Raw genomic sequence first — 13560 nt, 5'->3', positions numbered from 1 at the left:
CTCCTGTCCGGGGTCAGCCCTGAATGGCGCTGCCAACGACGGTCTGGCCGGACTTCAGTCCGAGCGGCAGGCTGTCGATATAGGCGTTGGGTGTTTTGCCATCGAAGGGAATGCCGTCGATGATGTCCTCTGCGGGCGTCGGGGCCTTGTAGCCGTCACTGTCCCAGGGGAAATCCTCCGGGCTGGCAAGCCCTTCATCCACCAGCATTTTCGCGGCTTCCAGATAGATCTCCGGCTTGTAGACAGAGCGGGCAACCTCGTCATACCAGCTGTCCGGCTTGGGTTCGGCAATCTGCCCCCAGCGGCGCATCTGGGTCAGGTACCAGACCGCGTCCGAATAAAACGGGTAGGTGGCGTTGTAGCGGAAGAACACGTTGAAATCCGGGACGTCGCGCTTGTCGCCCTTCTCGTATTCAAAGGTACCGGTCATCGAATTGGCAATCACCTCGTAATCGGCGCCGACGTACTCGGGGCGCGACAGGATCTCCACCGCTTCCGGGCGGTTGGCGTTTTCGTTTTCATCCAGCCACTGGGCCGCGCGGATCAGCGCCTTGACCACCGCCAGCATGGTGTTCGGGTTTTCCTCGGCAAATTCCGCGGTGATGCCGAACACCTTTTCCGGGTTGTTCTTCCACAGCTCGTAATCGGTGATCACCGGCACCCCAATGCCCTTGAACACCGCCTGCTGGTTCCACGGCTCGCCGACGCAGTAGCCGGAGATCGTGCCGGCCTCCAGCGTCGCGGGCATCTGCGGCGGCGGGGTCACCGACAGGAACGCCTCTGCCCCGATCTGCCCGGTCACGTTCTCGGGCGAGTAATAGCCGGGGTTGATGCCGCCCGCCGCCAGCCAATAGCGCAGCTCATAATTATGGGTGGAAACCGGGAACACCATGCCCATGTTGAACGGCTTGCCCTTGGCGTTGAAATCCTCAATCACCGGCTTCAGGTAGGAGGCGGAGACCGGATGCGCGATCCTGCCGTCCGCGTCCGTGGGCAGGTTCGGCTTCATCATCTCCCACACTTCGTTGGACAGCGTGATGCCGTTGCCGTTCAGGTCCATGGAAAACGGCGTGACGATATGCGCCTCGGTGCCATAGCCGATGGTCGCGGCCAGCGGCTGGCCTGCCAGCATATGGGCGCCGTCCAGCGTGCCGCTGATTACGCCATCCAGCAGAACCTTCCAGTTCGCCTGCGCTTCCAGCGTGACAAACAGCCCCTCGTCATCAAAGAAGCCCTGTTCATAGGCCACCGCCAGCGGCGCCATATCGGTCAGCTTGATGAAGCCGAAGGTCAGCACGTCCTTTTCCAAATCCAGGGTGGCGGCCAAAGCCGGTCCGGTCAGTGCAGTTGAGGCCGCAAGCGCCATGATGAGTGTCTTCATCGGGTTGGTTCCTTTTCCTAGCTGCGTCCGGCGGCAGTCGCCGGAACAGAAAAAGCCGCTGACACGCACCGCCGGAAGGAGTGGCGGTGGGTCGAGCGGCTTTGCTCAGTGAACCCCGGTCTTCGGGAAAATTCTCAGTCAGGCTCCGTTGCCTGCCTGACCTCAGATTGCCGCAAGGCCCGGCCTGCGCCAAAGGTTTCTTTGCTCTCGCAGCAAGAAATTCTGCGTTGCAGCGCTGCGGCGCGGCAAGCTGCCTGTATTTTCATCAGTCCGCGATCAGGGGATCAAAAACGCGGCCATCAAAAAACCGGTTCTGCAGCAGGCCGGCAGGTTCCGATTCTCTGCCAGCCGTCCGCGGCGCGCCAAAATCGCCCTCCGGTTTCGAGGCGGCGCCCGGCAATTCCGCGCCAGTGCCCCGCAGGGCGGCACGGTACAGATCGCTGCGGAAAACGGCTCCCGCGGTTTCCAGCGCCGTCTGCTGGTCCAATCCGTTCCGCTGGGCCAGTTGCAGGGCAATCCACTGTGCCTGGGTGCGCCAGGGAAACCCCGCCGCTCCCTCGTGAAAACCGATAAAACCGGGCGCTTCGCGCTGCAGCCCCTGCGGCGTCACCGTGAACGTCCCAGACAGCGCGCGCTCGATGATTTCAGCGGGCAGATCCAGGTATCGCCGCGCGGACAGGATTTCCGCCGCCAGCCCGCGCGAGGCCGGATCGGCCAGCCAGCGCCCTGCCCGCCACAGCGCCCGGATCAGGCGGTTGGCCAGGCCGGGCTCCGCGTCTGCCCAGGCACTGCGCACGGCCAGCACCTTCTCCGGAGCAAAAGACCAGATCGCCCGGCCCGGCAGCAGCAGCGCGCCGGCCCCCTGCTCCACCGCCATCGACCCCCAGGGCTCGCCAACGCAGAAAGCGTCGATTTCGCCGCGGCGGATGGCCTCCACCATCTGCGGCGGCGGCACCGTGCGGATGCCGATGTCCGGGGGCGTGTCCGCCCCCAGCCCCTTCAGCCAATAGTTCAGCAGTTCAGCGTGCATGGAAAATGGAAACGGGACGCCGATCCGCAACTCCGGGCCGCCCGCAACGATCAGCGCCTGTCCAGCAGACAGGGCATCGTCAAAGGAAAACCCATGCCCAGTATCAGCCAGTCTGCGGGCCAGGCTGCTGCTGACCCCGATCACCGTGCCGTTGACGGACAGCACCGACAGCACCGACAAAGGCGCGCTGGCGCCGCCCAGGCCAAGCGCCGCCGCAACCGGCACCGGCGCCAGCATCTGGGCCGCGTCCACCTGTCCAAAGGCCAGCATGTCCCGCAGCGACGACCAGGAGGGCGCGCGGTGCAGGTCCAGCGCCAGTTTCTCCTCGGCAGCAAACCCCATTTCCTGCGCCGCAATCAGCGGCGCCGCATCGGTCAGCGGGACATAACCGGCCGGGATCCTCGTCACGCTCATGCCAGCAGCCCCGCCGCCGTGACCAGCGCCTGCGCCACCTCGGCCACACGCTTGTTCTGATCCATCGCCGCCTTGCGCAGCAGCGCATAGGCTTCATCCTCGCCAACGCCCCGGGCTTTCATTACCATCCCCTTGGCACGGTCGATCACCTTGCGCTCTTCCAGCGCCCGCTTGGTCTCGGCAAGCTCCGTGCGCATCCGCTGAAACAGCCGGAAGCGGGCAATTGCAGCATCCAGAACCGGTTTCAGCCGGGCGGGCTGCAAACCGTCAACCACATAGGCCGAAACCCCCGCCTCCACCGCAGCAGCAGACAGCCCGTCCGCGCTGCGGTCGGCGAAAATCGCCACTGGCCGGTCCTTGGGGCCGGAGGCCAGCGTCAGTTCCTCGAGCGCGTCTCGCGAGGGATCTGCAATATCTATCAGCACGACATCCGGGTCACGCATCTGAATCTGACGGGCCAGGCCCGAAGGGCTCGAAATGACCTCAATGTCGAATTCCCCGGCAACCCGCAGCCCCTCTACAATCAGGAAGGCGCGTTTGCGGTCGGCTTCGACGACAACAATGGACAGGGTATCGGGCATGCGGCAGAGCGTGATGAGAATGCCGGAGGGCTGTAAAGACCGCGGAGCCGGGCTGATTTTCAGACAACGTGGTTGCGCCGCATTTTTGAGCGGGCTGCCAGAACATTTGGCATGGAGAAAACACGCTGGCGACTTCCCTGAAGCGGGCTGCTTGGAGGCTGTCCGAAGTTTGCAATGTGTGACATGTGCCTGCAGCAGACATGTGCAGGCACATGTCTGCAAGTTCTGCGAATATCTGGAAGGACCCGATCTTGCCCATCAAGCCCCGGTTCCGTTCCGGGCCAGGCTGGACCTCACCGCGCTGAAGGCGCTGAGGGGCTTCTGACGCGGCATTCCGCCAGCGGCCTTCCCAGCTGACATGTGGTCCCGGACCACGCGATTGGCGCCTGGTGAACGTCGTGACGGCAGCGCCTCCTATGATCTGGCAAGATCAAATCCCCTGGCAATCTGTCTCAGTGGCGTTTGGCTTGCCCGAACCCCAGAACAGGCTAGGAAAGCAGGCTTCACAGAAGCCTGGCAAGGCCAATGAGGATCTTGAGATGAAGGCTCAGAGCCTTGTTTGCGCCAAGCAACGCAATAATACACTGCCTCAAACAGACAGCGGGCCGGCGGCGTTCAGCCGCCGCGCATCCTCTTGACTACCACTGTGCTGCCAAAAAACCGGACACAAGGCCCAGCCCCTGCTTCAGGACTTCCGGCCCATTGGCATAGCCGATGCGCACATAGCCCTCCATGCCCAGGGCCGACCCCGGCGTGAACATCACCCCTTTCTCCTTCAGCAGTGCCACGCAGAACTCCCGCGAAGTCATCGGAAGATCGAACCTCAGCAGCGCGGTGGTACCCGAGCGCGGCTTCACCCAGGAGATCTTCGGCTCCTGATCCACCCAGTCGGACAGAATCTCCAGATTGCCGCGGGTGATCCGCTGGCTGCGCGCCAGCACCTGTTCGCGGTTTTCCAGCGCCAGCGCGGCAAAGTGATCGTCGATCATGCCCACCGAGATGGTGTCGTAATCGCGGTGAATGGCCACCGCCTCAATCACCTCCCTCGGCCCGGCGATCCAGCCCAGCCGCAACCCGGCCAGTGAATAGGCCTTGGACATGCCGGCGGTGGAAATCCCCTTTTCATAGATATCCGCGATCGAGGCAGTCATCCCGTCCCCTTCCTGATCGGTGCCGCGGTAAACCTCGTCGCACAGGATCCAGGCACCCGCCTCGCGGGCAATGGCGGCGATCTCCTCCAGCATCGCCCGGTCCATCAGCGCGCCGGTCGGGTTGTTGGGATTGTTGATGGCAATCAGCTTCGTCCCCGGCGTCACCTGTGCCCGCAGCTCGTCCAAGTCAGGCAGAAACCCGTTCTCCTCCCGCAGGCGCAGCTGATGCACATCCGCACCAATGCTGGCCGGGATCGAGTAATGCTGCTGATAGGTTGGCACCACCGCCACCACGCGGTCGCCACGCTCGACCAGCGCTTTGTGCACCAGCATGTTGGCGCCGATGGTGCCATGGGTGACGATCACATTTTCCGGGCCTTGTCCCTGATACAGAGCCGCAATGGCACTGCGCAGCCGGTCCGAGCCATCGATCGCGCCATAAGTCATCTTCATGCCCAGAAGCTCTGACAGATCGGCAGAGTTTTTCCCGGCCAGCTGCAGCAGCTCCTCGATGGTCAGGCTTTCAACACAAGTCTCGGCGAGGTTCCATTCGCATTTGGTCTCCCACTCGTTCATCCAGATTTCGACACCGAAAGGTTCGATATGCATGTCTCTCTCCTGTCTCTCAAGCGCTGGCGGCGCGGTAGATAGCGTTGGCCACGGCGATATCCTCCAGCCCCAGCCCGATGGAGCGGAAGAATACCAACCGGCCGACTTCAGGCCCTTCGCAGGTTCCGGCAGCAAGCCCCGCGAGATCACCCCGAAGCTGATCCGCGCTCCAGCCATGATCCCGCGCGGCCAGCACCATCTCCCCGGCGCTTGCCGGCGTGGTCTCGCGGTAGTCGCAATAGACCTGCGCCGAGGCCAGGAAGGCAGGCGCAATCTCATGCGCCTCTGCCGCATTGGTGCTGATCGAGGTGACCAGCGCGCCGGGCGCCACCACGGCTGCATCCAGAACCGGTGTCCCCGAAGAGGTGCAGAGCATCACCACATCCGCCCCCCGCGCGGCCTCTTCCGCACTGGCGGCAAACTCTGCCTCCGGGCAGATCCCGCGCCACGCGGCCTGCTTGCCCGCATCCGCACCCAGGCCGGGCGAATAGACCCGCACCTCCTGCCAATCGCGCAGACCCTGCACATGCCGCCAATGCGCCTGCGCCACCGCGCCGGAGCCGATCACGGCCACCCGCGCAGCCCCCTCGCCTGCCAGCAGATCCACCGCCAGCGCCGTGGTGGCCGCGGTGCGTTCGGTGGTCAAACGGCCGGAGTCGCACAGCATCAGCGGCTGGCCCGTCTCCATCGACATCAGCACGGTCCAGGCGGTGATAACCGGCCCGCCCGCGCGCGGCAGATAAGGCGACAGCTTGGCGCCAAAGGTGCCTGCCCCGGCAGCCGCCCCCAGATAGGTGATGAAATCCCCCTGCCCTTCCGGAAACAGCGTCAATGTCTGTGCAGGTTGCACCGCCTGACCAAGGCCCAGGTCTGCAAAAAGCGCGCGCATTTCCTGCAGCACATCGACCTGCGGCAGCAGCTGCGCCACGGCTTCGGCATCCAACACAATCGGGGTTTTCATCATCGGCATATTCCTTCTTTGCCCGAAGGGTAGCGCGCGCGCCTGCCCCGCCGCCATCATCCCCAAGGATGATGCACGCCCCCCTGCCGCGTGCTATGGCGGATCAACCGGGAGGATCATGTGGAATTTCAAGGCACTGACATTGCGGCTGCGAACAGCGCGCTGGCCAGCGTCATCAGCGGCCAGCGCGGCGCGGCCGGGCTGATCGCCGCCGCCCGCCCGCTTTTGCCCTTCACTGCTGCCTTTTGTGTTGTGAACCGCCCCGGCCAGCGCCCGCACTACCTGGATGACAGCTACCCGCAAGGCGCCGCCAAGGACGCAGTGCAGCTCTATGTGAACAGCACCTACTTGCTGAACCCGGTCTATAACGCGCTGCTCGACGGGCTGCAGCCGGGGCTTTACAGGATGGCGGACCTGGCACCCGACAATTGGAACCCGGCGCCGGAGACCCCGGGCATTCTGGTCGAGGACGCCGAGGAAATCGGCTACCGCACCCCCGGCTGGCCCGCAGGGCTGGTGGAACTCACCCTGCTGACAGAACTGCCCGGCGGAGCCATGGGCGAAGTCAGCTTTGCCCGTCCTGCGGCAGACGGCGGTTTTCCCGATGATCTGCTGGACCGGCTGCGCCCCTTCCTGCCGCTGTTCGGGGCAGCATTCGCCCGGCTCTGGTCCCGGCAGGCCCCGGATCTCAGCGCAGCCAAACCAGAGCGGACGCTGCAGGACTTTGCCCGCACCATCCTCTCCCCGCGGGAGGCGGAGATCGTGCAGATGATCCTCAAGGGCCATTCCAGCCTGTCGATCAGCCTGACCCTCGGGATTGCCCTGCCGACGGTCAAGACCCACCGCAAGAACGCCTATGCCAAACTGGGCATCAGCACCCAGCAGCAGCTGTTCAATGCCTTCCTGCAATGGCAGAGCAAGGCGCGTTAGCAGCGGCATTCTTCTCAAGTTCTGAGACACCAGCTTACACCGTGATGCCAATGACGATGATTTTGAGTGTCTTGCCTAACAGTCTTACGCTACGCGCGATCTCTTCAGGTCAGGCAAAGTGGCAAAGGGATACGCGCTGCATCCCCGGCCGGAAACAGCGCAAGAGAGCCATCAGATACGACAAACGTCGCAACCGCATTGAGATTATGCACGCAGGGCTGAAGGACTGGTGGCGGGTCGCAACGCATTACGGCAGATGCCCAAAAGCCTTCCTGTCAGCTATCGCTCTTGCCGTCCTCGCCCTCTGCTGGCTTTGAAGTTCTATGAGACCAGGGCCTAACGCGCTTCCAGGCGGCTGGGTCACGATGAATATTCTGCTTCGTACAAACTTCTGCCGGCCTTGTTTCACCCCTTGCCCCGCGGAGCGGCAAGCCTCTCCACCTTTTGAATTCATAGCGGAAACCACCAATATTTCTCTCAATCCGTTGCTTTTTCTCTAAAATTTACCGCACCGTCCCCAAATTTGAGGCTTTTCAACCAACCGGTTTTGCTAAGCTGGAAAGACAGGCCGCGCGTCTGAAAGCAAACCGCGCGCCGCCTGAACACGCCCAGACAAGAAGGAAACCGCATGAGTGATGACTTCCCGCCGCTATCGCTGAATGTGCCGGAACCAGGCTGCAGGCCGGGCAGCACGCCTGATTTCTCGGACTTCGAAATTCCGCGCGCCGGGGCAGTCAAACGCCCGCCAACGGATGTGGATCCCGACTCGATCCGCGACATGGCGTTTTCCATCGTCCGCGTGCTGAACAAGGACGGCGAGGCGGTGGGCGACTGGGCCGGCGCGCTCAGCCCGGAGGAGCTGCGCGAGGGCCTGCGCCACATGCTGACCCTGCGCGCCTTCGATGCGCGGATGCTGAACGCGCAGCGCCAGGGCAAGACCAGCTTTTACATGCAGCACCTGGGCGAAGAAGCCGTGTCCTGCGCCTTTTCCCGCGCCCTCCGCCCGGGCGACATGAACTTCCCGACCTACCGTCAGGCCGGGCTGCTGATTGCGGGTGGTTATCCGATGCTGACCATGATGAACCAGATCTATTCCAACGCCGACGACCCGCTGCACGGGCGCCAGCTGCCGATCATGTATTCCTCCAAGGAACACGGGTTCTTCTCGATCTCCGGCAACCTCGGCACCCAGTTCGTGCAGTCGGTCGGCTGGGCGATGGCCTCGGCGATTTCCGGCGATACCAAGATCGCCACCGGCTGGATCGGCGACGGCTCCACGGCGGAGAGCGATTTTCACTCCGCCATGGTCTTTGCTTCGACCTATGACGCGCCGGTGGTCCTGAACATCGTCAACAACCAATGGGCCATTTCCACCTTCCAGGGCATTGCCCGCGGCGGCGTCGGCACCTTTGCCGCCCGCGGCCACGGCTTTGGCATCGCCTCGATCCGGGTGGACGGCAACGATTACCTGGCCGTGCACGCGGTGGCGAAATGGGCCTGTGAAAGGGCGCGCCAGGGGCATGGCCCCACCCTGATCGAACATGTCACCTACCGCGCCGGCGGCCATTCCACCAGCGACGACCCCTCCGCCTACCGCTCCAAGCGCGAGGCCGCCGCCTGGCCCCTGGGCGACCCGATAGAGCGGCTGAAGAAACACCTCATCACCATCGGCGAGTGGAGCGAGGACCGCCACAAACAGGCCGAGGCGGAAATCCTGGACGGCGTCATCGCCACCCAGAAACAGGCTGAGGCCGTCGGCACATTGGGCGGCGGCAAGGCCCCCAGCCCGCGCGACATGTTCGAGGGCGTTTATGAAACCATGCCGCCGCATCTGATCCGGCAGCGCCAGGAGGCGGGGTACTGAGATGGCCAGCATGACCATGATCGAGGCCATCCGCGAGGCCCATGATGTTGCCATGGCGGCAGACGACCGCGTCGTCGTCTTCGGCGAGGATGTGGGTTTTTTCGGCGGTGTGTTCCGCTGCACCGCGGGCCTGCAGCAGAAATACGGCAAATCCCGCTGCTTTGACGCGCCGATCAACGAATCCGGCATCGTTGGCACCGCCATCGGCATGGCGGCCTACGGGCTGAAGCCGGTAATCGAGATCCAGTTCGCCGACTACGTCTATCCCGCCTATGACCAGATCGTGTCTGAGGCAGCGCGGCTGCGGCACCGCTCCAACGCCGATTTCACCTGTCCGCTGGTGATCCGCATGCCCACCGGCGGCGGTATCTTCGGCGGCCAGACCCACAGCCAGAGCCCGGAAGCCCTGTTTACTCATGTGTCGGGGCTGAAGGTGGTGGTGCCCTCCAACCCGTACGACGCCAAGGGGCTGCTGCTGGCCGCCATCGAAGATCCCGATCCGGTGATCTTCCTGGAGCCAAAGCGGCTCTATAACGGGCCGTTTGACGGCTATCATGACCGCCCGGTCACTAGCTGGAAGAACCACCCCAAGGGCGAGGTGCCGGAGGGTGCGGAGATCGTGCCGCTGGGCAAGGCCAGCATCACCCGCGAAGGCGCGGATGTCACCGTTCTAGCCTATGGCACCATGGTCTATGTGGCCGAAGCCGCGGCAGAGGCTTCTGGCATCGACGCCGAGGTGATCGACCTGCGCACCCTGCTGCCGCTGGACCTGGAAACGATCCAGGCCTCCGTCGAAAAGACCGGCCGCTGCGTGATCGTGCATGAGGCAACCCGCACGTCGGGCTTCGGCGCCGAGCTGATGAGCCTGGTGCAGGAGAGCTGTTTTTACCATCTGGAGGCGCCGATTATCCGCGTCACCGGCTGGGACACGCCCTACCCGCACGCGCAGGAGTGGGAGTATTTCCCCGGCCCTGCCCGCGTTGGCGAGGCATTGAAAAAAGTGATGGAGGGCTGACCGGATGGGTGTGTTTGCGATGCGCCTTCCCGATGTCGGGGAAGGCATTGCCGAGGCGGAACTGACAGAATGGCACGTCAAGCCCGGCGATATTGTGCGCGAGGACGATATCCTGGCGGCGGTGATGACGGACAAGGCCGCGGTCGAGGTGCCCTCAGCGGTTTCCGGCAAGGTACTGGAGCTGGGCGGCGAGATCGGCCAGATGATGGCGATCGGCTCCGTGCTGATCCGGATCGAGGTCGAGGGAGAGGGCAACGAGGCGCCCGGCTCTGCCTCTGCCTCTGTCTCTGACACAGCCAAACCCGCCGCCCCGGCGCCGCAGCCCACGCCGGACCCGGAGGAAGCGGCACAGCCTGCGGCTGAGGAGGCACCGCAACCGGCGCCTGCAAAGGCCCCTGCCCCGGCTGCTGCCAAGAAACCCGGCCACCGCCTGCCCCGGCCCGAGGGTGCCAAGCCGCTGGCCGCACCGTCCGTGCGGGCGCGGGCGCGCTCCGAAGGCGTCGACCTGCGCCATGTGCCCGGCACGGGCCCGGGCGGGCGGATCAGCCATGAGGATCTGGACAGCTGGATCGAATCCGGCGGCATCCGCCAGGGCAGCGTCACCCGCGGCCGCAACACCGGCGTCGAGGAGCAGCGCGTCATCGGCATGCGCCGCAAGATTGCCGAGAAGATGGCCCTGTCCAAACGCAACATCCCGCATATCACCATCGTCGAAGAGGTGGAGATGGGCGCGCTGGAGGATCTGCGCGCGGCGCTCAACAAGAAGCACGAGGGCAGCCGCCCCAAGCTGACCCTCCTACCCTTCCTGATGCGCGCCATCGTCGAGGCGGTGCGTGAACAGCCCGGCCTCAACGCGCGTTTTGATGATGAGGACGGCGTGATCTACCGCCACGGCGGCGTCCACATCGGCATCGCCACCCAGACGCCTCAGGGCCTCAACGTGCCGGTGCTGCACCATGCGGAGGCAAACAGCCTGTGGGACAACGCAGGCGAGCTTGCCCGACTCGCCGACGCCGCCCGCGACGGCTCGATCAAGCGCGAGGAGCTGACCGGCGGCACCATCACCATCACTTCGCTGGGGCCGCTGGGCGCGATTGCCACCACTCCGATCATCAACCACCCCGAAGTGGCCATCGTCGGCGTCAACAAGATGCAGATCCGCCCGGTCTGGGACGGCCAGCAATTCCGCCCCCGCAAGATGATGAACATCTCCTGCTCCTTCGATCACCGGGTGGTCGACGGCTGGGACGCGGCGGTGTTCGTGCAGAAACTGAAATCCCTGCTGGAAACTCCGGCCATGCTGTTTGTCGAGGGCTAAATGACTGACCTTAAATGCAAATTGCTGATCATCGGCGCGGGCCCCGGCGGCTATGTCTGCGCCATCCGCGCGGGCCAGCTGGGCGTCGACACCATCGTGGTGGACGAGGCCAACCCCGGCGGAACCTGCCTCAACGTGGGCTGCATCCCCTCCAAGGCGCTGATCCACGCCGCGGATGAGTTCCACAAGATGGCGCACGCGACCGGTGGGCCGCTTGGCATTTCCGCAGGCACGCCTGAGATCGACCTGAGCCGGACAATGGCCTGGAAAGACGGCATCGTGAAGCGGCTGACCGGCGGCGTCAGCGGCCTGATGCGCAAGGCCGGCGTGCGCCTGGTCGAAGGCCGCGCGCGGTTCATCGACGGCAAGACGGTGGCGGTGAAACGCGGTGAGGAAACCACTCAGATCCGCGCCGAACGCATCGTGATCGCCTCCGGCTCCGCGCCCGTGGAACTGCCCGCCCTGCCCTTTGGCGGCGATATCCTGTCCTCAACCAGGGCGCTGTCGCTGCAGGCGGTGCCGGAAACCCTCGCCGTCGTTGGCGCGGGCTATATCGGGCTGGAGCTGGGCACAGCCTTTGCCAAGCTCGGCACCAAGGTCACCGTGGTCGAGGCCGAGGACCGCATTCTGCCGCTTTACGATGCGGCCCTGACCCGGCCCGTCGCCAAACGGCTGGAGGCCCTGGGCGTCAAGGTGATGACCGGCGCCCGCGCCGAAGGCTATGTCGGCGGCGTTCTGGCCACCAGCCAGGGCGGGATCGAGGCCGGCAAGGTCCTTGTGACCATCGGCCGCCGCCCCCGCACCGAGGGCATCGGCATCGATGAGCTGGCGCTGACCCTGAACGGCCCCTTCATCCGCATCGACAAGACCTGCCAGACCTCGATGCGCGGCATCTACGCCATCGGCGATGTCACCGGCGAGCCGATGCTGGCGCACCGCGCCATGGCCCAGGGCGAAATGGTGGCCGAACATGCCGCGGGCTACGCCGTGGAATGGGACAAGCGCGCCATTCCCGCCGTCTGCTTCACCGACCCCGAAATTGTCACCTGCGGCGCCCTGCCGGGCGAGGTGGAGGGCAGCAGCAGCACCGAGTTTCCCTTTGCCGCCAATGGCCGTGCGATGACGACAGAGCGCGAAGATGGCTTCATCCGCGTTGTCTGGCGCGACGCCGACCGCGCGGTTCTGGGGCTGCAGGCGGTTGGCGCCGGTGTCTCGGAGCTGTCGGCCGCCTTTTCGCTGGCCATCGAAATGGGCGCCTGCCTGGAAGACATCGCCGCGACCATCCACGCCCACCCGACCCAGTCGGAAGGCCTGCAGGAGGCCTGCCTGCGCGCGCTGGGGCACGCGCTGCACATCTGAGACCCGCGGGGGCGCAGACGCCGCGCCCCCGTCCCCAGGACCGCCCCCGTCCCGTCGACAGAATCGCTTTGCGGGCGTAACGTCGCTTCTGCACTGTGACGCCGGCCCGCCCCAGCACGCCGCAGCCCACCGCCTGCGCGCAGCGGCCTCCGGACTGGAACCCGTACTGCATTTGCGACAGGAAACGTTTCTGTGACCAAGGAAGGCCCGATCCCGCCCCGGAACGCCGATGTCACCTGCCTGCGCATCGGTGCCATGGATTTTGACGGCAGCGACCCCGCGCTGCACAGCTTCCGCAAGAACATCCAGACCGTGCCGGCCAACCGGCTGCTGCTGCAGGACGGCGAAGACAGCGGCAAGATCATCATCGTAATCGACGGCTGGCTGGCGACCTCGAAATCCTCAATGAACGGCGAGGTGCAGCTGATCGATTTCCTGTTGCCGGGGGATGCAGCGGATCCAACCTCCGCGGACGGAAAAACAGCCGGCCTCAGCATCGAGGCGGTGACGGACGCCCTGGTCTGCGTCATCCCCCTGCCCGCCTGGCACGCGATGCTGGCGGCCTCGCCGCGGCTGGCGCGGGCAAATGAAATTGTCCAGGCCGCCGAACGCACCCGGCTGTCCGAACGCATGCTGCGCCTGGGCCGCGGCAGCGCCCAAAGCCGTATCGCCTATGCTTTGATTGAACTGTGCCTGCGGCTGAAACCGCTGGGCTTGTCCGAGAATTGCGCGTTCCACCTGCCGCTGACCCAGCAGCACATCGGCGACTTTACCGGCCTGACGGCGGTGCATGTCTGCCGCACCCTGCGCCGCTTTGTCAGAAACGGGCTTGTTGATACCGCCGATCACATGGACATCCGGATCAATAATCTCTCCGCCCTGGCAGAGGTTGCAGGCACCGACCCTGACCGGCTGGCAACCGAGATCACCCCGGTTCTGGGCTAAGC

11 protein-coding genes and 1 pseudogene are annotated in these 13560 nt (G+C 64.8%); 7 read left to right on the top strand and 5 right to left on the bottom strand.

Features of this window, described 5'->3' with window-relative positions; translation table 11 throughout:
• Window positions 1–13: 13 nt before the first annotated feature.
• The 5 genes from RA25_RS12735 to RA25_RS12715 form a co-directional block, all read right to left on the bottom strand.
• A complete protein-coding gene (locus RA25_RS12735; RefSeq protein WP_019296406.1) occupies window positions 14–1381 on the bottom strand; it encodes a CmpA/NrtA family ABC transporter substrate-binding protein in 1368 nt (455 codons plus the stop codon).
• 265 nt (window positions 1382–1646) lie between these two features.
• A complete protein-coding gene (locus RA25_RS12730) occupies window positions 1647–2825 on the bottom strand; it encodes a CmpA/NrtA family ABC transporter substrate-binding protein (protein WP_039148022.1) in 1179 nt (392 codons plus the stop codon).
• A complete protein-coding gene (locus RA25_RS12725; protein ID WP_039172788.1) occupies window positions 2822–3406 on the bottom strand; it encodes an ANTAR domain-containing response regulator in 585 nt (194 codons plus the stop codon). Before RA25_RS12725 ends, RA25_RS12730 begins: the two co-directional genes overlap by 4 nt.
• Window positions 3407–4044: 638 nt before the next feature.
• Window positions 4045–5166 carry an aminotransferase gene (locus RA25_RS12720; protein ID WP_039172785.1) on the bottom strand — a complete coding sequence of 374 codons (1122 nt, stop codon included), beginning with the start codon at window positions 5164–5166 and terminating at the stop codon, window positions 4045–4047.
• A 16-nt stretch (window positions 5167–5182) separates the two neighbouring features.
• Window positions 5183–6127 (bottom strand): ornithine cyclodeaminase family protein, encoded by a 945-nt coding sequence (locus RA25_RS12715; protein ID WP_275041217.1) that lies wholly within the window; start codon window positions 6125–6127, stop codon window positions 5183–5185.
• Between the two features lie 120 nt (window positions 6128–6247).
• Between RA25_RS12715 and RA25_RS12710 the strand changes: the two genes are divergently transcribed.
• The 7 genes and pseudogenes from RA25_RS12710 (at window position 6248) to RA25_RS12685 (ending at window position 13558) form a co-directional block, all read left to right on the top strand.
• The gene (locus RA25_RS12710; protein WP_019296400.1) at window positions 6248–7057 is read left to right on the top strand and encodes a response regulator transcription factor; all 810 of its coding nucleotides are present in this window, start codon (window positions 6248–6250) and stop codon (window positions 7055–7057) included.
• 134 nt (window positions 7058–7191) lie between these two features.
• Window positions 7192–7374, top strand: a pseudogene (locus RA25_RS22415) (transposase); the annotation flags it as partial.
• Window positions 7375–7685: 311 nt separating this feature from the next.
• Window positions 7686–8921 (top strand): 3-methyl-2-oxobutanoate dehydrogenase (2-methylpropanoyl-transferring) subunit alpha, encoded by a 1236-nt coding sequence (locus tag RA25_RS12705; protein WP_039172775.1) that lies wholly within the window; start codon window positions 7686–7688, stop codon window positions 8919–8921.
• A 1-nt stretch (window position 8922) separates the two neighbouring features.
• Window positions 8923–9936, top strand: a complete 1014-nt coding sequence (locus tag RA25_RS12700) for an alpha-ketoacid dehydrogenase subunit beta (RefSeq protein WP_019296398.1) — start codon at window positions 8923–8925, stop codon at window positions 9934–9936.
• Window positions 9937–9940: 4 nt separating this feature from the next.
• Complete coding sequence (locus RA25_RS12695; RefSeq protein ID WP_039172772.1) at window positions 9941–11254, top strand: dihydrolipoamide acetyltransferase family protein; 1314 nt, start codon at window positions 9941–9943, stop codon at window positions 11252–11254.
• Entirely contained in the window at window positions 11255–12613 is a 1359-nt protein-coding gene (lpdA, locus tag RA25_RS12690; RefSeq protein ID WP_039148012.1) for a dihydrolipoyl dehydrogenase, read from the top strand.
• Between the two features lie 192 nt (window positions 12614–12805).
• Window positions 12806–13558, top strand: coding sequence for a Crp/Fnr family transcriptional regulator (locus RA25_RS12685; RefSeq protein ID WP_039172769.1), 753 nt, complete (start codon window positions 12806–12808; stop codon window positions 13556–13558).
• Window positions 13559–13560: the final 2 nt, after the last annotated feature.

Origin of the sequence: Leisingera sp. ANG-S5, assembly GCF_000813925.1 — a bacterium.
In the GTDB taxonomy this organism is placed as follows: Bacteria; Pseudomonadota; Alphaproteobacteria; order Rhodobacterales; family Rhodobacteraceae; genus Leisingera.
This window is presented reverse-complemented; position numbering and strand designations above follow the sequence as displayed.

What these genes read in the sequence shown, in the direction of transcription:
- RA25_RS12735 (WP_019296406.1), bottom strand. Translation starts at nt 1,381, where the DNA reads ATGAAGACACTCATCATGGCGCTTGCGGCCTCAACTGCACTGACCGGA.
- RA25_RS12730 (WP_039148022.1), bottom strand. Translation starts at nt 2,825, where the DNA reads ATGAGCGTGACGAGGATCCCGGCCGGTTATGTCCCGCTGACCGATGCG.
- RA25_RS12725 (WP_039172788.1), bottom strand. Translation starts at nt 3,406, where the DNA reads ATGCCCGATACCCTGTCCATTGTTGTCGTCGAAGCCGACCGCAAACGC.
- RA25_RS12720 (WP_039172785.1), bottom strand. Translation starts at nt 5,166, where the DNA reads ATGCATATCGAACCTTTCGGTGTCGAAATCTGGATGAACGAGTGGGAG.
- RA25_RS12715 (WP_275041217.1), bottom strand. Translation starts at nt 6,127, where the DNA reads ATGAAAACCCCGATTGTGTTGGATGCCGAAGCCGTGGCGCAGCTGCTG.
- RA25_RS12705 (WP_039172775.1), top strand. Translation starts at nt 7,686, where the DNA reads ATGAGTGATGACTTCCCGCCGCTATCGCTGAATGTGCCGGAACCAGGC.
- RA25_RS12700 (WP_019296398.1), top strand. Translation starts at nt 8,923, where the DNA reads ATGGCCAGCATGACCATGATCGAGGCCATCCGCGAGGCCCATGATGTT.
- RA25_RS12695 (WP_039172772.1), top strand. Translation starts at nt 9,941, where the DNA reads ATGGGTGTGTTTGCGATGCGCCTTCCCGATGTCGGGGAAGGCATTGCC.
- lpdA (WP_039148012.1), top strand. Translation starts at nt 11,255, where the DNA reads ATGACTGACCTTAAATGCAAATTGCTGATCATCGGCGCGGGCCCCGGC.